General features: G+C 73.2%; 14 protein-coding genes and 2 pseudogenes. 10 read left to right on the top strand and 6 right to left on the bottom strand.

Going from position 1 to position 18,200, the window contains the following annotated elements:
• Positions 1 to 16 precede the first annotated feature (16 nt).
• Complete coding sequence (locus IE294_RS36825) at positions 17 to 970, top strand: LysR family transcriptional regulator (RefSeq protein ID WP_189893486.1); 954 nt, start codon at positions 17 to 19, stop codon at positions 968 to 970.
• Positions 971 to 1,117: 147 nt separating this feature from the next.
• The gene (locus IE294_RS36820; protein ID WP_189893484.1) at positions 1,118 to 3,067 is read left to right on the top strand and encodes a collagenase; all 1,950 of its coding nucleotides are present in this window, start codon (positions 1,118 to 1,120) and stop codon (positions 3,065 to 3,067) included.
• Positions 3,068 to 3,143: 76 nt separating this feature from the next.
• On the opposite strand, the gene IE294_RS36815 is transcribed toward IE294_RS36820, so the two are convergent.
• On the bottom strand, positions 3,144 to 4,598 hold the full coding sequence (locus IE294_RS36815; RefSeq protein WP_189893482.1) for a glyceraldehyde-3-phosphate dehydrogenase: 1,455 nt from the start codon (positions 4,596 to 4,598) through the stop codon (positions 3,144 to 3,146).
• Between the two features lie 155 nt (positions 4,599 to 4,753).
• Here IE294_RS36815 and IE294_RS36810 point away from each other — a divergent pair, with 155 nt between their 5' ends.
• Entirely contained in the window at positions 4,754 to 5,980 is a 1,227-nt protein-coding gene (locus IE294_RS36810; protein ID WP_189893566.1) for a putative hexosyltransferase, read from the top strand.
• Between the two features lie 539 nt (positions 5,981 to 6,519).
• Here the strand turns inward: IE294_RS36810 and IE294_RS36805 are convergent.
• The gene (locus IE294_RS36805; RefSeq protein ID WP_189893480.1) at positions 6,520 to 7,053 is read right to left on the bottom strand and encodes an STAS domain-containing protein; all 534 of its coding nucleotides are present in this window, start codon (positions 7,051 to 7,053) and stop codon (positions 6,520 to 6,522) included.
• A 130-nt stretch (positions 7,054 to 7,183) separates the two neighbouring features.
• Here IE294_RS36805 and IE294_RS36800 point away from each other — a divergent pair, with 130 nt between their 5' ends.
• Positions 7,184 to 7,534 carry a helix-turn-helix transcriptional regulator gene (locus IE294_RS36800; protein WP_189893478.1) on the top strand — a complete coding sequence of 117 codons (351 nt, stop codon included), beginning with the start codon at positions 7,184 to 7,186 and terminating at the stop codon, positions 7,532 to 7,534.
• A 246-nt stretch (positions 7,535 to 7,780) separates the two neighbouring features.
• Positions 7,781 to 8,473 carry an alpha/beta fold hydrolase gene (locus IE294_RS36795; protein ID WP_189893476.1) on the top strand — a complete coding sequence of 231 codons (693 nt, stop codon included), beginning with the start codon at positions 7,781 to 7,783 and terminating at the stop codon, positions 8,471 to 8,473.
• 34 nt (positions 8,474 to 8,507) lie between these two features.
• Here the strand turns inward: IE294_RS36795 and IE294_RS36790 are convergent, their stop codons facing one another.
• Positions 8,508 to 8,822, bottom strand: coding sequence for a hypothetical protein (locus tag IE294_RS36790; RefSeq protein WP_229917699.1), 315 nt, complete (start codon positions 8,820 to 8,822; stop codon positions 8,508 to 8,510).
• A 252-nt stretch (positions 8,823 to 9,074) separates the two neighbouring features.
• Here IE294_RS36790 and IE294_RS36785 point away from each other — a divergent pair, with 252 nt between their 5' ends.
• From IE294_RS36785 to IE294_RS36775, 3 genes are all read left to right on the top strand, one after another.
• Positions 9,075 to 9,395: a hypothetical protein gene (locus IE294_RS36785; RefSeq protein WP_014670642.1), complete on the top strand. Its 321-nt coding sequence runs from the start codon at positions 9,075 to 9,077 to the stop codon at positions 9,393 to 9,395.
• 154 nt (positions 9,396 to 9,549) lie between these two features.
• Entirely contained in the window at positions 9,550 to 10,380 is an 831-nt protein-coding gene (locus IE294_RS36780) for a PP2C family protein-serine/threonine phosphatase (protein WP_189893472.1), read from the top strand.
• Between the two features lie 92 nt (positions 10,381 to 10,472).
• Positions 10,473 to 11,486: an MASE1 domain-containing protein gene (locus IE294_RS36775; RefSeq protein WP_189893470.1), complete on the top strand. Its 1,014-nt coding sequence runs from the start codon at positions 10,473 to 10,475 to the stop codon at positions 11,484 to 11,486.
• A 52-nt stretch (positions 11,487 to 11,538) separates the two neighbouring features.
• Here IE294_RS36775 and IE294_RS36770 read toward each other — a convergent pair whose 3' ends face one another.
• The gene (locus IE294_RS36770) at positions 11,539 to 11,889 is read right to left on the bottom strand and encodes a hypothetical protein (protein ID WP_189893468.1); all 351 of its coding nucleotides are present in this window, start codon (positions 11,887 to 11,889) and stop codon (positions 11,539 to 11,541) included.
• A gap of 133 nt (positions 11,890 to 12,022) precedes the next feature.
• Between IE294_RS36770 and selA the strand changes: the two genes are divergently transcribed.
• Together selA and IE294_RS36760 are read left to right on the top strand one after the other, a co-directional pair.
• Entirely contained in the window at positions 12,023 to 13,426 is a 1,404-nt protein-coding gene (gene selA, locus IE294_RS36765) for an L-seryl-tRNA(Sec) selenium transferase (protein WP_189893466.1), read from the top strand.
• A 431-nt stretch (positions 13,427 to 13,857) separates the two neighbouring features.
• Positions 13,858 to 15,627: a SelB domain-containing protein gene (locus IE294_RS36760; RefSeq protein ID WP_189893464.1), complete on the top strand. Its 1,770-nt coding sequence runs from the start codon at positions 13,858 to 13,860 to the stop codon at positions 15,625 to 15,627.
• 192 nt (positions 15,628 to 15,819) lie between these two features.
• Here IE294_RS36760 and tgmC read toward each other — a convergent pair.
• Both tgmC and tgmB read right to left on the bottom strand, forming a co-directional pair.
• Positions 15,820 to 16,962, bottom strand: a pseudogene (gene tgmC / locus IE294_RS36755) (ATP-grasp peptide maturase system methyltransferase).
• Positions 16,959 to 17,882 (bottom strand): annotated as a pseudogene (gene tgmB / locus IE294_RS36750) (ATP-grasp ribosomal peptide maturase). Before tgmB ends, tgmC begins: the two co-directional pseudogenes overlap by 4 nt.
• Positions 17,883 to 18,200 lie beyond the last annotated feature (318 nt).

Below are 18,200 nucleotides of genomic sequence, written 5' to 3'. Positions count from 1 at the left end.
GGCGGGGAGTGGAGCGATGGAGTTGGAGTTGCGGCACCTGCGGGTGCTGTGCGCGATCGCCGACGCGGGCAGCGTGGGCCGTGCCGCCGCACAGCTCGGCTACTCGCAGCCGGCCGTCAGCACCCAGCTGCGGCGCATCGAACGCCACCTCGGCGAGCCCCTCTTCGCGCGCGGGCCCGGCGGGGTCCGGCCGACCCGGTACGGCGCCGAGGTCGTCGAACAGGCCCGGGACGTCCTCGCGCGGGCCGCCGCGATCGGGCACCGCCCGCCCGCCACCCGCCCCCGCGGCACCCTGCGCGTGGCCGCGACGAACTCGCCCATGCTGTCCGGCACCGTCTCCCGGGTCCGTGCGCGACTGCCGGAACTCTCCCTCTCGGTCACCAGCGTCTACGCGTCCACGCGGATCGTCGAACTGCTGGAGGAGGGCGCGGTGGACGCGGCCATCGCCGCCGACTACCCGGGCATGGAGCTACGGCACTCGACCGCCGTACGGCACCGCGGCATCGTCACCGAGCCCACCTTCGTCGCCCTGCCCGCCCGCCACCGGCTCCGGCAGAGCGCCCAGGTCCAGCTCGCCGACCTCGCCGAGGACGCCTGGTTCGTGACCCCGGACGACGGCGCCGGCTGGCCGGGGGTGTTCTACGACGCCTGCGCCGCCGCCGGGTTCACACCGGTGACCGTCCACGAGTGGCTCGGCGACCAGACCCAGCTACAGAGCATGATCGCCGACGGCCTCGGGGTGTCCCTGGTGCAGCCGACGCTGCGGCCGATCCCGCACGTCACGGTCAAACCGCTGGTGGGCTCCCCGCTCTGGTGCCGCTATGTGCTGGCCTGGCGGCCGGACACCGTCACCGACGACACCGTGGAGACCCTCTTCCGGTCCGCCACGGACGCGTACCGCGACCTCGTCGCGCAGGCCCCGCACCTGCGTACCTGGGCCTCGCGCACCTGGAGCGTCGCCGGGGCGTAGTGGCGGGTCACGGATGCGCCGCGGTGTTATGAGCAGCCAATGCCATGTGCTATGTCACACGCCATTGTTGGGTGTGCGGTGCGCTGGGACAGTGCCTCATACGCCTCGACACCCCACAGAGGCGCATCCCTTCGTGGAGGAATCCCGATGCGCTATCGCTTCGCGCTGCCCGGACGCGTGCCGAGAAGCACGGCCGGCCGCATCGCCGGCACCGCCGCCGTCTGCGTCACCCTGGCCGGTCTGCTGTCCACCCCGGCACTCGCCGCCCCCCGGCCGCACACCGCCACGGTCACCGCACCCCGGGCGCACCTCTCCGTGCCGTCGCCCGCCGCCGCGTCCACCGTCGCGACCGAGCGCCCCGCGACCCGGGCCCGAGGGCTCAGCCCGGTCCACCTCCCGCCGCAGCGGCCCCCGTTCACGAGTTACGCCGGACCACGCGCGGCGAAGGCGGCCTCCTGCGCCCCGGCCGACTTCGGCAGCCGTACCGGCTCCGCCCTCGTCTCCTACGTCAGGGCCGCGACCCCGGACTGCGTCAACACCCTCTTCTCGGTCACCGGCACGGACGCGCGCGACATCTTCCGCCAGGCCCAGATGCTCACCGTCGCCCACGCGTTCACCCGCACCGCCGGGCAGTACCTCGGCGACAACTCCGGCAGCCTGCTGCAACTGGTCCTCTTCCTGCGGGCCGGCTACTACGTGCAGTTCAACCACCCCGGCGACGTGGGCGCGTACACCTCCCGCCTCACCACCGCCGTCACGAGCGGCATGGACACCTTCTTCGCCCGCCCCCACTCCCGCGACGTCACGGCGGCCAACGGCGACATCCTCGGCGAGACCGTCGTCCTCACCGACAGCGCCGACCAGCAAGGCCGTTACCTGGACGTCTACCGGCGGCTGCTGAACGGCTACGACAGCTCGTACGACTCGATCGACAGCATGGTCAGGGCCGTCAACGACGTCTACACACCGCTGTGGCGCGGCAACTGGAACCCGGACTACGTACGCGCGGTCGAGACCGACCCGAGCATCACCGGCGCCCTGTACGACTTCGCGCTGGCCCACATCGGCCGGCTCGGCACCGACCTGGCCTTCCTGGACTCCAACGCCGGGATGAACCTGGCCCGTTACACCGAGCACCCCGGACTGCGGGACACCGTGCGCCCGTTGGCCAAGGACCTGCTGGACCGGACGGGGATCACCGGCCCGACGGCCGCGCTCTGGGTGGCCGTGGCCACCCAGGCGGACTACTACGACAAGGCCGACTGCTCCTACTACGACGTCTGCGGCCTGCCGGAGAAGCTCGACAGGGCCGTCCTGCCCGTCACACGGCACTGCGACGCGAACGTCACCCTCCGCGCCCAGGCGCTCACCGCCGCCGACCTCGACGCCGCCTGCACCAGTGTGCTCCGCCAGGACGCCTACTTCCGGTCGGTCGTGGGGGCCGAGGGCGCGATACCCGGCCAGTACGCCTCCACGGTCCAACTCGTGGTGTTCGCGAGCCGCGCCGACTACCAGACGTACGCCGGCGCGATGTACGGCATCAGCACCGACAACGGCGGTATCACGCTGGGCGGCGATCCGTCGGACCCGGCGAACAAGCCGACGTCGATCATGTACCAGAAGAACCAGGACGACGGATTCCCGGCCCGGATCTGGAACCTCAACCACGAGTACACGCACTTCCTGGACGCCCGCGACGACATGAAGGGCGACTTCGCGCGGCAGATCTCCGTGCCGGACGTGTGGTGGATCGAGGGCGTCGCCGAGTACGTCTCCTACGGCTACCGCGGTCTCGCCGACGACCAGGCGGTCCAGGAGGCCGGCCGGCACACGTACAGGCTGAGCACCCTGTTCGAGAACACCTACGACAACAGCGACGTGACCCGCACCTACCCGTGGGGCTACCTCGCCGTGCGCTACATGGCCGAGCGGCACCCCGACGACGTCCGGCGCATGCTCGCCCGCTTCCGCGTCGGTGACTACGCCGGCGGATACGCCGTCTACCACGACGGCATCGGCACCCGCTACGACGCCGACTTCGACCAGTGGCTCACGGCGTGCGCCGCGGGCGCGTGCGCCGGGCCCGCCCCGGCCTGACCGCACCCGCCCCGCGGGACGGCCGCCGACCGCACACCACGGTCGGCGGCCGTACGGGTGCGCGCGACCCGGGCGGTCAGACCGCCGGCGCCGGGTACGTCGGGTACTCCACGCCGGACACGTGCTGGACGACCCGGACGACCTGGCAGGAGTAGCCGAACTCGTTGTCGTACCAGAGGTAGAGGATCGCGTTGTCCCCGTCCACCTTCAGCGCGCCGGCGTCCACGATCGAGGCGTGGCGCGAGCCGATGAAGTCGCTGGAGACCGCGTCGGGCGCCGTGATGAAGTCGATCTGGCGCTTCAGCGGCGAGGTCAGCGACACCTCGCGCAGGTAGTCGTGGACCTCCTCGCGGGTGGTCTCGCGGGCCAGTTGGAGGTTGAGGATCGCGATCGACACGTCCGGCACCGGGACGCGGATGGAGCTGCCGCTGATCTTCGCCTTGAGGTCGGGCAGCGCCTTGGCGACGGCGGATGCGGCACCGGTCTCGGTGATGACCATGTTGAGCGGCGCGGAGCGGCCCCGGCGCTCGGACTTGTGGTAGTTGTCCAGCAGGTTCTGGTCGTTGGTGAACGAGTGGACGGTCTCGACGTGGCCGCGCAGCACGCCGTACTCGTCGTCCATGGCCTTCAGCGGCGGCACGATCGCGTTGGTGGTGCAGGAGGCGCAGGACAGGATCTGCTCGTCCGGCTTGATGGTGTCGTGGTTGACGCCGTGCACGACGTTCGGGACGTCGCCCTTGCCCGGCGCGGTCAGCACGACCTTCTCGATGCCGGGGCGCAGGTGCTGGGACAGGCCCTCGCGGTCGCGCCACTTGCCGGTGTTGTCGATGAGGATGGCGTCCCGGATGCCGTGCTCGGTGTAGTCCACGTGCGACGGGTCGTCGGCGTAGATCACCTTGATGGCGTTGCCGTTGGCGACGATCGTGCTGCTGCCCTCGTCCACGGTGATCGTGCCCTGGAACTGGCCGTGGATGGAGTCGCGGCGCAGCAGCGAGGCGCGCTTGACGAGGTCTTCGGCGGCCCGGCCGCCACCGCCGCGCACGACGATGGCGCGCAGCCTCAGACCGTTGCCGGAGCCGGCCTTCTCGATCAGCAGGCGGGCGACGAGCCGGCCGATGCGGCCGAAGCCGTACAGCACGACGTCACGCGGCTCGCGGCGCTCGGTCTTGTCGGCCCCGGTGGCGCCCGCGACCGCCTCGGCGGTGAACTCCGCCACGCTCAGGCCGCGGTCGTCGGCCTTGTAGGTGGTGGCCAGCATGCCGAGGTCGATCTGCGACGGCCCGAGGTCGAGGGCGGTCAGGGCCTGGAGGAACGGCATGGTCTCGGTGACCGACAGCTCGGCGCCGGCGATCTGCCGGGCGAAGCGGTGCGTCTTCAGGATGCTGACCACCGACTTGTTCACCAGGGAGCGGCTGTGCAGCAGGACGGTCACGTCCCGCTCGCGGTGCAGCTTCCCGATGAGCGGGATCATCGACTCCGCGATCTCCTCGCGGATCTTCCAGTTGGTGAACGAGTCGTCGTTGACAGTCACAGATCCATCTTTCGAGCTAGGCAGCGCTCATATGATAACCACACCCTTGTGGGCCCCTTTGAGGGGGCGATCGGGGCCGGTGACGCGTCCGGACGCGTGAAAACCGGGGGAGGGGCGGCGGAAACCCGGGTCGCGCGTTGCACCTGCCCACCGGCGTGCCCAAGGTCGACGCCGTGAGCACCTCCTCCGTCCCCCGGCCCGAACCGACGGCCCCCTCCGGACCCCTGAGGCGCCCCCGGCTGCCCCGGCCGACCGGGCCCGGCCGGCCGCAGGGTGCCCTGCCGGCGCTCGCCCTGTTCGCGGCCGTCCGTCTCGCCGGGATCCTCACGGTGATCCTCACGAACGAACTCCGGGGACAACCGCTGGTCAGGAACCTGGCCCACGCCTGGGACTCCCGCTGGTACCTGCACATCGCCACCCACGGCTACGGCCACCTCGTCTGGATCTCCCCGCAGGGCGCCGTCCAGACCGACTGGGCCTTCTTCCCGCTCTATCCGGCGCTCATCCGAGCACTGACCGCCGTCCTGCCCCTCACCCCGGGCCGGTCGGCCCTGCTCATCGCCTGGACGGCCGCGGGCGTGGCCGCGTACGGCGTCTACCTCGTCGGCCACCACCTGTACGGCCGGGGCGTCGCCACCACACTGGTCGCCCTGTGGGCCGCCCTGCCGCACGCCGTCGAACTGACCATCGCCTACACGGAGTCGCTGTTCGCCGCGCTCGCCGCGTGGGCGCTGTACTGCGTACTCAGGGGCCGCTGGCTGTGGGCCGGAACCCTGGCCGCGCTGGCGGGCCTGGCGCGGCCCAGCGGATTCGCGGTGGCGGTGGCCGTCACCCTGGCCGCCGGGCACCAGGCGGTGCGGCAGCGCGGCCGGGCCCCCGCGCGGCTGTGGGCCGGAGCCGTGCTGGCCCCCCTGGGCTGGCTGGGCTATGTGCTGTGGGTGGGGAGCCGTACGGGAGACCTCCTCGGCGGCTACTTCGCCGTCCAGCGCGCCTGGGACTCCCGCTTCGACTTCGGCGCCGGCTCGGTGCGCTTCCTCAAGGCCCTGTTCCTGCACGGCGGGGGCGTCGTCTACCCGGTGGCCCTCCTGGTCGTCGCGTCGGGCGTCCTGCTGTTCGCCCTGCTCTGCCTGGAGCGCCCCCCGCCGGCCCTGGTGGTCTTCGCCGGCCTCCTGGTCCTCCTCGCGGTGGGCGGCTCCGGCTCCTTCTCCTCCAAGCCGCGGTTCCTGCTGCCGGCCTTCCCGCTGCTCGTCCCGGTGGCACGCGCACTCGCCCGCACGTGGTGGCTGCGCCCGCCGGCGGCGATGGTCGTCTACGGCGCCCTCACCCTGGTCTCCCTGCTGTGCGGCGCCTATGTGACGGCGGTGGCCCACTCCCCGCTGTGAGCCGCTCGGACGGGGGGGGAGACACGGGATTTGCGGATTCGGCCGTCTCAGATTGAACTCGAGGGCTAGGGTAGAGACATCCGAACGCATCTATGGATGCGTCAGGGTGAGGTCGGCCAGTGGTCCGACCCGGACGACCCCCGCGCCATGGTGACGGCATCTGCGGGGGCCGCCTTCGACGGGTCAGCGACCGCGCGTGATCCAGACCAGGAGGTCGTGCAAGGTGGTTGCAGCCACCGACGCCGAAAACTGGTCGAACCAGGTCCACGCGCGGTTGCTGGGCCTGGCGGACCGGTACCACGCATGAACGGCTCGGACGGCTCGGGCACATCGCCGATGTACCTTCGCCCCCGTGGATCGCAGCACCTCAGCGAGGTGCAACCATGCGAGTCGCATAGCTCCCCCTTTCTCTCGTTGATAACCAGTCGTCCGAGAGAAGGAGTTGGACCCACCGGAAGTATGTCTCAGTCGTCGATCGCCATGGGGCTGTTCGCCGAAACAACCGCGGAACCCGGCCCCGGCGGGTCGCGGACCGTGTCTCAGCAGCGCGGGGCCTGGCGGCGACCCGCCCCGTCCGTGCGGGTGCGGGAGGACATGGCGCCTGGTGATGTCCCTGCTTTCGGTGCGGAGGCGCCGGCCGGGGCTGGGTGACGCAGTTCGATGGGCGGCGGGTCCGGCGGCGTGAACAGCTCCTGGGCTCCGAGGAGGGCGAGCAGCCGGTCGACCATGCGGCTGCCGACGCGGATGACGACCGTTTTGCCCTGGCTGTCGGCTCGCTGCCGAAGCTCCATCAGCACACCCAGGCCGGCGCAGTCGCAGAAATCGAGCCCGCCCAGGTCCAGGTCGAGGCCGTGCTCCGACGCGGCGAGTGCTTGGTGCAGGCCGGGGCGGAGCCGGTTCGCGGAGTCGAGGTCCAGCTCACCCAGGACCTGGACGCGGATCCGGCCCCCGCGCGGTGTGCAGGAGGCGGTCGCCAAGCCGGTCGGCAGGGGCCTGTCCGGGTTCTCCCGGCTTCCCGGGCAGGGCAGGCCGGGCCCGCCGGCGAGCTGGGCCTGGTGGATGCGGTGGTACATGGCTTTCTCCCGCATGTGTGCGCAGGGGGCTGACTCAACGCTGCCCCCTCACCCGGATGTACGTCAACTAATACACGAATCTCAATACGTGTTTTTGAGTGCATGAATGTCCAGTCGCTAGACTCGGGGCATGGATGGAGTGCCTGAGTCGCACAGCGGGTGGACCTTCCTGACGAACCATGCCCGCGTGCTTGCGGCCGTCGCGGACAACCCACATGCGCGCATCCGGGACATCGCCGCGCGCTGTCGGCTCACCGATCGCGCTGTGCAGAAGATCATCGTGGACCTGGAGCAGGATGGTTACCTGTCTCACACCCGGGAGGGGCGCGGCAACACCTACCGGATCGATCCCAGCAGGACCCTGCGGCATCCGGCCGAAGCGGGAATCGGCCTCACGGTGGCCTCGCTCCTGTCGATGCTCGTCCAGGACGAGGCGCAGCGTTCGGGGCAGCCCGATGCGACCGGCGCGATGACAGTCTGAGGGCACCAACCGCACGTCGGCCGTCATGCGACCGGCCAGGAGGACGTCGTCACGGAGGCGCCGTGGGGCGTGGTGTGCCGGCCTCGCAGAGGATCACCGATCCCCGGAGCCGGCCGACACGCGCGCGGACCGCCCGGATTTCCGCGTCGCGCGCGGGACGATGGACGCCGGCCGTCCGCCGGGTGTGGATCCCGCGCCGGCCGTGATGACATGATCAGCCGGAGTACGACGGGGGAGGCGCCGCCGATGAGGCTGCACACGCACGAGTGGGGGACCGGCGACCGGGTCGCCGTCCTCGTGCACGGAATCATGTCCGACCACCGCACCTGGCACCGGGTCGCACCGGTCCTCGCCGGCAAGGGCTACCGGGTCGTCGGCGTGGACCTGCGCGGGCACGGCGCGAGCGGCCGGGGCGAGTACAGCCCCGAGACCTGGGCGGGCGACCTCGTCGAAACCCTCCCGGAACGGCCGGAACTGGTCATCGGTCACTCGCTCGGGGCCATGGCCCTGGCCGGCGCCGTCGAACGGCTGGCGCCCGCCCGGGCCGTCTACTGCGACCCCGCCTGGGACCTGCGCCGGAAACTGGTCGAGGCGTCCGCGTACTTCGCCGCCTTCAAGTCCGCGAACCGTGCCATGGTCAAGAGCCTCAACCCGCGCTGGGACGAAGCCGACGTGGACGTGGAACTGGCCACGCTCGCCGACTGGGACCCCGCCTCGGCCCGCGTCCTGCCGGGCATCTACGCGGTCAGCCGCACCCCGGCGCGCCCGGTGGTGCCCTCCCTGGTGGTACTGGCCGGCGTCGGCGAACTCGTACGGCCCGGCCTGGACGAGGAGTTGGTGCGACGGGGCTTCGAGGTCCGGACGGTCGAGGGAGCCGGGCACTGCGTCTACCGTGACGACTTCGACGGCTTCATGGGCGCGCTCGACGGCTGGGTCTGAGGGGGGCTCAGGCCGCCGGCGCCGTGGGGATCGGTCAGCGCGGGTCGAAGACCACGCTGGCGAAGCGGGCGTTCGCGGGCGCCGAGCGGCCGGGGGCGAGCCGCGACGCCGACCCCTTGCACCTCTTCTTCGTGTAGACGACGAGCGGCTTCTTCGTCCCGTTGCGGGCGCCGCGCGCCTCCTGGGCCATGGCGAGGCACTTGCCGTCCGGGGGGTTGTCGATGGCGTACGCCGTGCCCTGGGGCCCGATCCAGACGAACGTGCCGTCGGCGGCGAGCGCGGAACCCGTGGTGGTCAGGGCGAGGGCGAGACCGCCGAGTACGGCGGCGAGCGGACGGCACAGGCGCATGGGCGCGGCCTTCCTTGGCGTGGGCGAGTCCTTTGACATTGGGGGAGTCCTTCGTCGGGCGGGGTGGGGAAGAGGCGGACCGAGGGGCCGCAGCCGTAATCTCCCACCCCCGCCGGACCGGGCCCCGGAGCCGACACGGGCACGTCCGCCGTCCGGGGGACGACGCCCGACCCGGCAGGACGCCCCGCTGTCCGCTGTGCGAAGCCCGCGATTCGGGGTAGACGGGGGACGCCCGAGGAAAGGACCCGTCTCATGACGACCTACGTGATCAGCGTCCCCGGCACCTTCACCACCGGGATCGAGGCCGACACCCGCTCCCGGCTGGCCAGGGCGCTCAGGCCCGCCGATCCGCACGGCACGCACATGGGCAGCGCCGAGGACCTGGACGCGCTCAGCGTCAACGACGACAACACCTTCACCCTGCGCCTGACCGTGGAGGCGGACACCGGCCGGCACGCCGAGGAGGAGGCCCGCAGGCTCGCGGACTCCGCGCTCCAGCAGGCGGGACTGGACGAGCGGACGGCACCGCTCGGGCCCGCGGTGATCACCGGCATCGACTCCGAGGTCCGCTGACGGCGAGCACGGCCGGGACACCGGGCGGGCCGGGGTCCGGGCCCGGCCGGCCATCCCCGAGGCGTGATCATCCTATTTAGGTAAAATCTAGACGTTTGCCGAGAATTCAGGCGACCGGCCCTCCGAGGGTCACCCGTCCCGCCGGAAGTGATCGATGCCCCGCAAGCGCACCATGGACGAAGGCGACGAGCTGCTGGCCAGACTCGGCTCGCTCACCGCCCAGGCGCGCCGGCGCGCGGAGCTGCAACGCACCCAGGTCGAGCTGGCCATCGCCCTGCAACGCGGCATGCTCCCCCGGGACCTGCCGGCCGCGCCCGGCCTCCATCTCGCGGTGCGGTACGCGCCCGCCAACCTCGGTCTCAACGTGGGCGGCGACTGGTACGACGCCTTCACCATGCCCGACGGCCGGATCGGGCTGTCCATCGGCGACGTACAGGGCCACAACATCGAGGCCGCGTCCTTCATGGGCCAGGTCAGGGCCGGGCTGCGGGCGCTCGCCTCGGTCACCGGCGATCCCGGGGACCTGCTGGCCCGTACCAACGACCTGTTGCTCTCCCTGGGCAGCGATCTGTTCGCCACCTGCACCTTCATGCGGCTGGACCCGGCCACCGGGGTGCTGGAGAGCGCCCGGGCCGGTCACATCCCCTCCGTCTGGGCCACGGCGGACGGGAAGTCCGGCGTCGTCGACGACGAGGGCGGACCGCCGCTCGGCATCGGACAGGGCATCGAGTTCCCGGTCACCCGGCACCGGCTCACCACCGGCGGGGTCTTCGTCCTGCTCACCGACGGCGTCGTGGAGGGCCCGTCGCTGAACATCGAGGACGGCCTCGACCAGGTGGTACGGCTCGCCGGTATCGCCGCCGTCGCCGGCCTGGAGGCCCGCGCGCTCGCCGCGGCCGTGATCAAGGGCGCCGAGAGCGTCGGGCACGAGGACGACGCCGCCGTCCTGGTGGTCGGCCTGGACGGCCCCGCCGCACCGGCCTGAGCGGCTCCCTACCCGGCCACCATCGGCCAGAGGGCCGGGCCGTCGACCGCCTCGCCTCGCCGACCGGCGGCCATCGGTGTGAGATTGCTGCTGTGGTGGGTTTCGAGGAGCTGCGCCGGCCGGGCGTCCGGGTGGTCCAACTGCTGGCCGTCGCCGCCTGCTACTACGCGGCGGCCCGGCTCGGCCTGCTGCGCCAGCTGACCGTCGAGGGCGCCGTCGTCACCCCCATCTGGCCACCGACCGGCGTCGCCCTCGCCGCGCTGCTCATCCTCGGCCCGGGCTGCTGGCCCGGCATCACGCTCGGCGCCTTCTTCGCCGTCCTGTCCCTCACCACACCCGAACCCGCCGTGCTCGGCATCCTCCTCGGGAACACCGCCGCACCCCTGTGCGCGGCACTGCTGCTGCGCCGGGCCGGCTTCCGCACCGACCTCAGCCGGCTGCGCGACGGCCTCGCCCTCGTGTTCCTGGGTGCGCTGGGCGCCATGCTGGTCAGCGCGTCCGTCGGCGTCGGCGTCCTCGCCCTCACGGGCAGCGTGCCCCCGCACAGTTTCTGGCCCGTCTGGCTCGCCTGGTGGGTGGGCGACGCGATGGGTGTCCTGCTGGTCACCCCGCTGCTGCTGTTGCTGCACGGCGCCCGCAGGCCGCTGCCCCTGCGCCGCTGGAAGGAGGCGACCGCGCTGGCCGTCGTCGCCTGCGCCCTCGTACCGCTGGCCGTGCACAGCTCACTCAGCCTGCTCTTCCTCGTCTACCCGCTCATCATCTGGGCGGCCCTGCGGTTCCAGCTCATCGGCAGTGTGCTCTGCGCGCTGCTGACCTCCGTGGTGGCCGCCGTCGCCGCCGCGGACGGCGTCGGCGCGTTCGCCGGGCTGAGCCGGATCGAGGTCATGGTGAAGCTCCAGGCGTTCAACGGGGCCATGGCCCTGACCGCGCTGCTGCTGTCCGCCGTGATCATCGAGCAGCGCAACACCCGGAGCTCGGTGGAGAAGGCATGCCAGGAACTGGTGGAGGTGCTGGAACACCTCACCGCGGGCGAGGCGCCGCCGCCCCGGCCGCCGACCGGGGCCGACGACGTCGACGACCGGCCGCGGCCCACCGGGACACCCTGAACCTCCCATGGCCCCGGTGAGCCTTCCGCGGGCCCCTCGCCGCCGTGGCGTGTCACCGCCCGGAGCGGTTCACCGGCCCCTCGTCGTCACCGCCCGGTTCCGCGGCCGGCGTCCCCGCCGACGTGGCGCGGTGCTCGCGGGACGGCGGGTGGGCGGCACCGGTGGCGCCCACCTGGCCGCCGCCGGTCGTGCCGTATCCGCCGGGAATCCCCGGCGGTGTGTCCGCGGCGGCCTGTGCCTCGCTGATGTGCCGCCGGGCCCGGACGTTCGCCCGGCGCTCCGGGTACGGGTAGTCGAACGGCTCGGATCCGGCGCGCTCGCGGTCCGCCTCGCGCTGCCGGCGCGCGGCCCGCTCGGCCGCCGTCGCGTTCTCGTCCTGTCGCTTGCGCTCGTGGTCCTCCATGCGGCGCCTAGTACCCGGGCGGTGGCCACCGCCAACGTCCGTCCCGGCGTGTCGGACGGCCCGCCGGGGGCACTGGGAGACGATGGGCCCAGTCCGTACGGGCACAGGGCCGGACCGGGAGGACAGGGGCGGCATGGAACAGCGGCCGGTACCAGGAGGGACAGCCGAGGACGGCACGCTCGGCGCGCCCGTGACCACGGACCCGCCCCGGCAGGGGGACGCGGCCGACGACGCACGCCGCCGCATCCCGCGCACCGACGCCCTCCTGCGCGACCCCCGGCTCGCCGAGGCGGTGGAGCGGCTCGGCGCGCACCGGGTGAAGGCCGCCGTACGGCAGGCGCAGGAGCGGGCCCGCGCGGGCGGCATCCCGCCGGAACAGGTCCCGCAGACGGCCCTGGACCTGCTGCCCAGCGCCGCGAGCGGCCTGCGCCCGGTGCTCAACGCCACCGGGGTGCTGCTGCACACCAACCTCGGCCGGGCCCCGCTGTCCGCCGCCGCACGACGGGCCGTCCAGGAGGCGGCCGGTCCCACGGACGTCGAACTCGACCTGGCGACCGGCGTCCGGGCCCGCAGAGGACGCTCCGCGCTCGCCGCACTGCGCGCCGGGGTGCCGGCCGCCGGCGCCGCGCACGTCGTCAACAACGGCGCCGCCGCGCTCGCCCTCGCCGCCACCGCCCTCGCGGCCGGCAAGGAGATCGTCGTCAGCCGCGGGGAGATGGTGGAGATCGGCGACGGCTTCCGCCTGCCCGACCTGCTCGTCTCGACCGGCGCACGGCTCCGCGAGGTCGGTACGACCAACCGCACGGCCCCCGCCGACTACGCGGCCGTCATCGGACCGGACACCGGGTTCGTGCTGAAGGTGCACCCGTCCAACTTCCGGATCACCGGCTTCACCCGGTCCGCCGAGGTCGCCGACCTCACGGGCCTCGGCGTGCCGGTCGTCGTCGACATCGGCTCCGGACTGCTCACGCCCCACCCGGCCCTGCCCGAGGAGCCCGACGCCGACACCCAGCTGCGCGCCGGCGCCGCGCTCGTCACCGCGAGCGGCGACAAACTGCTCGGCGGACCCCAGTGCGGGCTGCTGCTCGGCCGGGAGGACCTGGTCCGCACCCTCGCCCGGCACCCGCTGGCCCGCGCCCTGCGCGTCGACAAGCTGACCCTGGCCGCCCTGGAGGCCACCCTCACCGGCCCGCCCACCCCCACCGCCCTCGCCCTCACCGCCGACCCGGCCCGGCTCCGGGCCCGCGCCGGCCGGCTCGCCGCCGGGCTGGCCGCGGACGGGATCGACGTCCTGGCCGTCGAGAGCGCCGCGACAGTCGGCGGCGGAGGTGCCCCCGGCGTCACCCTGCCCAGCGCCGCCCTCTCCCTGCCCGAACCGTACGCCGCCGCGCTGCGCACCGGCCGTGTCCCCGTCGTCGGCCGCCTGGAGACGGGCCGCTGCCTGCTGGACCTGAGGGCGGTACCCCCGGAGGACGACGACCGGCTGGCCGAGGCCGTGCGGTCGGCGCGGCCGGTGGCGGAAGGGCGGGGGAGGTGACGGGGGAGGTGATGGGGGAGGCGCGCGGCGGCGCACGGCACCCGGGGCGCCCCCACAAGAGCGGGCCGGCGTGGACGGCACGGTTCGCGGTCCCCGTGGAAGGGCGGACGGTGTGATGCTGGTCCTGGTGGAAGGGCGGGCATGATGCGCGATCCGCGGGGAACGACGGGTGACACCCTGCGACGGCCCGGTGGCGGAGTGGGCGGCGTGCTGCCGGAGGCCCGTGGCACGGCCGACGGCCTGATGCGGTGTCGGTACGGCGGGGCGCACGGCACGTCCAGGCCCCGTGGCAAAGGGAGTGGTACGACGCCGTCCCCCGGTGGCGGCACGGGCGGCTCCTTGCCGAGCCCCCGCGGCACGGCCGACGGCCCGATGCCGGCGCCCTGCGAAGCGAGGGGCACGATGCCGGCCCCCTGCGGAAGGGAGGCGTGATGCGCGTTCTCGCGACCGCCGGGCATGTCGATCACGGTAAGTCCGCGCTGGTCCGGGCCCTCACGGGGATGGAGCCCGACCGGTACGAGGAGGAGCGGCGCCGGGGGCTCACGCTGGACCTGGGCTTCGTCTGGACCAGCCTCGGCGGAGACCACCTCGCGTTCGTCGACGTACCCGGTCACGAGCGGTTCGTGCCGACCATGCTGGCCGGTGTCGGCCCCGTACCCGCCGTGCTGTTCGTGGTCGCCGCCGACCAGGGCTGGCAGCCCCAGTCGCAGGAGCACCTGGCCATCCTCGACGCGCTCGGTGTCCGGCACGCCGTCCTCGCGGTGACCCGCAGCGACCTCGCCGACCCCGAGCCGGTCCGCGCCGACGCCGTCGAGCGGCTGGCCGCCACCTCCCTCGGCAAGGTGCCCCAGGTCGCGGTCAGCGCGGTCACCGGCGCGGGACTGGACGACCTGCGCGCCGAACTGGCGCGGATGGCCGCCGAGTTGCCCGCGCCCGACACCGAGGCCGACGTACGCCTGTGGCTCGACCGGGCCTTCACCGTGCGGGGCCACGGCACCGTGGTGACCGGCACCCTCGGCGCCGGCACCCTGCGCGTCGGCGACCGGCTGGTCACCCCGGACGGATCGGCCGTCCTGCGGGTGCGCGGCCTCCAGAGCCTCCACGAGGAGCGGACGGCCGTCGGCGCGGTGGCCCGCGTCGCCGTCAACGTCCACGGCCAGGGGGACACCACCCTGGGCCGCGGCCAGGTGCTGCTCACCCCGGACCGCTGGCTGAACACCGAGGTCGCCGACGTACGGGTCACCGGAGAGCCGGTGGCCGAGCTGCCCCGGTGCGTCACCCTGCACCTCGGAACGGCCGCCGTACCGGTGACCGTCCGCCCGCTCGGCCCGGACACCGCCCGGCTCACCCTGCGCCGGGGGCTGCCCCTCCGGGTCGGCGACCGCGCGGTGCTCCGCGAACCCGGCGGCACCCGCCCGCCCTGCGGCGTCACCGTCCTCGACGTACGGCCGCCCCGGCTGGCCCGGCGCGGCGCCGGCCGGGCCCGCGCGGCCGAGCTGGAGACGATGGCCGGCCGTCCGGACGGCGCCGCCGAACTGCGCCGCCGCAAGCTCGTCCGCCGCGCCGACCTGCGGGCGATGGGCGTCCCGGCACCCGGCGACCCCGTCGCCGGGGACTGGCTCGCCGACGCGGCGCACTGGAGCCACCTCAAGGACCGGCTGGCCGGCCACGTCCTGGAACACGCCCGCGCCCACCCGCTGGACCCCGGCCTGCCCACCGAGGCGGCCCGCCGGCTGCTCGGCCTGCCCGACCGCGCCCTGGTCGACGCGCTGGCGGCGGCACAGCCCCGGCTCCGGGCGCGGCAGGGCCGGCTGTACCCCGCGGACAGCCCCGGGCCCGCCCTGCCCGCACCCGTCCGCGCCGCCGTGGACGCCCTGCGCCGGGACCTCGCCCGTACCCCGTTCCGCGCCCCCGAGGCCGGGCGGCTCGCCGAACTGGGCCTCGACCGCCGCGCGCTGGCCGCGGCGGCGGCAGCGGGAGCCCTGCTCCGGATCGCCGACGGGATCGTGCTGCTGCCCGGCGCGGACGCCGACGCCGCCGCCGTCCTGCGCGCGCTGCCCCAGCCGTTCACGCTCAGCGAGGCCCGGCGCGCCCTCGACACCACCCGCCGGGTCGCCGTACCGCTGCTGGAGTTCCTGGACGCCCGCGGGTACACGGAACGCGTCGACGAACAGCGCCGACGCTGCCGTACGGGGCGATGAACCGGGACGAACAGGCCGTTTCGATGACGCTCGATGTCGCAGACCGGCGTACGCGTCAGGGTCCTCGACCGCGTTCGTACTCCTCATCGCTGACGCCTTGGGCGTGCCACTCGCCGACCTCGTCCGCTGAGCAACCTGCCGCCGGAACGAGAGCGCCCTGACGGCAGGAAGCCAGTCGGTGCGGCGTGCGCGTCAGGCTCCCGCTCCTGTCCAGTCGACCCGCTGTCCCCGGGGCGATACCTCTATCCGGAACTGCTCCAGCGACGGTGCCTCGTCCGTCTGCCAGCGCAGCAGGTGCTCCTCGACGTCGTCCCACAGGCGGCCGGGACCGCCCTGGCGGACACTCCAGCGCTGCTCTTCTTCCTGACGGAGAGCAGCCCATGCGCCGGCGTCCACGTCCAGCAGGATGTGTTCCGTGCCGTCCGGGCCGGGAAGCGTGAGGCGCTGCGCGCGCGGCGCCGCGAGCTGCGCGACGAAGCGGGCTGCCGGCTCGGTCAGGATGGTCGGAGCGAGCCGGGCCGGGCGCTCCTCACCGGAGCCGAAGTCCGGCAGCATGCCCAATGGCGGGGGCGCCTGCGGGCGGGCGAGCATGAACGACACCGACTCGTCCTCGATCTGGCCGCGTGCCGTGCCGTCGTCGCGGACGGTGAGGCGGGCCAGGCCGGAGGCGTGCATCCAGCCGGTCACCGTGGCCAGGATGATCCCGCCCGGCCGGGTCTGTTCAACCCAGGCGGATGGAACGTTCAGGACGCTGCACGTGGCGATGACCCGGTCGTACGGAGCGCGGTCCTTGTGGCCGGCGAGACCGTCACCCACGACGAGGTCCGGGAAGTAGTCGCACGCGCCGAGGCTCGCTGCTGCCCGGGCGGACACCTCGGGGTCGACCTCCACCGAGGTCACCAGGTCGTCGCCGAGGCGGTGGCACAGCAGGCCGGTGGAGTACCCCGTGCCGGTGCCGATCTCCAGCACGCGGTGACCGCCCTCGACCTGGAGGTCCTCCAGCATCCGGACGACCAGACTGGGCAGCGTGCTTGACGACGTGGGCTCGCGCAGGATCTCGCCGCGGATGTCCGCCGGGGTGATCGTGCCGGCCACCTGGGTCACGAACGACTCGTCGTTGTAGCAGCGCACCAGCCAGTCAGGGGTCTCCGCCAGTACCGGCCGCCACGCGGTAGGACCCGGTCCGATCACCCGCTCGAAGAACCCGGCGCGGAGGAACTAGTGCCGCGGCACTGACTCGACGGCCGTGCGCCACTGCTGGGTGTGCAGGTGGCCGCCGTCGGCCAGTTGGTCGGCGAGCGCGCGGCGCAGGGCGGCGGTGTGCGGGTCGCTCATCGGGGTTTCCTCTCCAGGAGGTCGGCCATGGCCGCGAGCATGGGCAGGTCGGTCTCCGGTTCGAGCCGGTACCACTGGCCGGACGGCCCTCGCGGTCGACGGCGAAGTCGCATGCGCCGAAGACGAGGCCGAACCGGGCCAGATACGCGTACAGGGCGTCGGTGACCGCCGGCGGTGGTGTGACGGGGGTGTAGCGCAACTGGCTTAGTCGGTACGCCAGTTCAGCAGGGCGGAGTCGATACGGACGGCGAAGACCTGGTCGCCGATGACGGTGACGCGTACGTCCGCGGTCTTGTCGACCATCTGCTGGAACAGGTGCGCTGTGCCGGCGACCGTCGCGTCGATGTCGTCGAGTGCCACCTCCGCCACCCTGACGGTGCTGGAGACGCCGTCCACGAAGTAGTCAGGTGTCGCGAGGGGTTTGTAGATGATGGGGCCGTACCGCTTGATGAACACCCGGGCCGCGTCCGGCTCCGTGGTGATGAGGGTCGGCGGCACTTGGAATCCCACGGCCGCCGCCGCGGTGAGGCCGGCCGGTTCGAACTCGGCGTCGCCGATCCTCCAGGGGTGGTTGGCGTACAGGCAGCCGGGCAGGGACGCCAGCAGGCCGCCGAGTCCGTAGCGGGCCTGGGTGACGGCGAACCGTGCGTCCTGCTCGTCGAGGTGCGGGTATGAGAACCCGGAGGGCCGCCGGTAGTAGAGCGAGCGGGTCTGCGAGAGTTCGGCGGTTCGGGTGGGCGTGGACAGGGTGTCGTCCACGCCGTCGGTGGTGATGGTGGCCGCGCCGACAGGGCGTGCGGGAAGTCGGCGCTGTCGAACCGCACGACCGGGACGCCCCGGTCGTGCAGCTCGCTGATCACCACGTCGGCGGTGGGGTCGTTCAGGCAGGTGACGACCAGCACCGGACGAGGGTAGTTCACTGGTCGCCGTCGCTCCCCGTGTCGCTGTCATTGGTGGTGCCGTTGCCGTCGGGACGACGAGCCGACGTGCTCTTCGCCATGCTCCGCGACGGCACCTTCTACGACCTCCAACCCGCTCCCACAGGTTGACGAAGCCGATGAGGGCACCCTCGCAGCGGGAGCCGGATCAGCTCGACGCGTAACGACGGCGTACGGCGGGACGCCATCCTTGTGGGCCTGCGGCGTCCCGCGTGCCCACGTCGCTTTCTGTCCCTATAACGCACTCCACCTCATCGCGTCCGCAGCGACACGCTGCTGGACGGGGTGAGCAGATGTCAG

Origin of the sequence: Streptomyces canarius (assembly GCF_014650735.1) — a bacterium.
GTDB lineage: Bacteria > Actinomycetota > Actinomycetes > Streptomycetales > Streptomycetaceae > Streptomyces > Streptomyces olivaceoviridis.
The sequence above is the reverse complement of the archived record's forward strand: the minus strand, read 5'-3'. Positions and strand labels throughout refer to the sequence as shown.

Coding starts and splice junctions, on each gene's coding strand:
- IE294_RS36770 (WP_189893468.1), bottom strand. CDS start 11,889: ATGGAGGACCACGAGCGCAAGCGACAGGACGAGAACGCGACGGCGGCC.
- IE294_RS36805 (WP_189893480.1), bottom strand. CDS start 7,053: ATGTACCACCGCATCCACCAGGCCCAGCTCGCCGGCGGGCCCGGCCTG.
- IE294_RS36790 (WP_229917699.1), bottom strand. CDS start 8,822: ATGCGCCTGTGCCGTCCGCTCGCCGCCGTACTCGGCGGTCTCGCCCTC.
- IE294_RS36785 (WP_014670642.1), top strand. CDS start 9,075: ATGACGACCTACGTGATCAGCGTCCCCGGCACCTTCACCACCGGGATC.
- IE294_RS36795 (WP_189893476.1), top strand. CDS start 7,781: ATGAGGCTGCACACGCACGAGTGGGGGACCGGCGACCGGGTCGCCGTC.
- IE294_RS36820 (WP_189893484.1), top strand. CDS start 1,118: ATGCGCTATCGCTTCGCGCTGCCCGGACGCGTGCCGAGAAGCACGGCC.
- IE294_RS36825 (WP_189893486.1), top strand. CDS start 17: ATGGAGTTGGAGTTGCGGCACCTGCGGGTGCTGTGCGCGATCGCCGAC.
- IE294_RS36760 (WP_189893464.1), top strand. CDS start 13,858: ATGCGCGTTCTCGCGACCGCCGGGCATGTCGATCACGGTAAGTCCGCG.
- selA (WP_189893466.1), top strand. CDS start 12,023: ATGGAACAGCGGCCGGTACCAGGAGGGACAGCCGAGGACGGCACGCTC.
- IE294_RS36780 (WP_189893472.1), top strand. CDS start 9,550: ATGCCCCGCAAGCGCACCATGGACGAAGGCGACGAGCTGCTGGCCAGA.
- IE294_RS36800 (WP_189893478.1), top strand. CDS start 7,184: ATGGATGGAGTGCCTGAGTCGCACAGCGGGTGGACCTTCCTGACGAAC.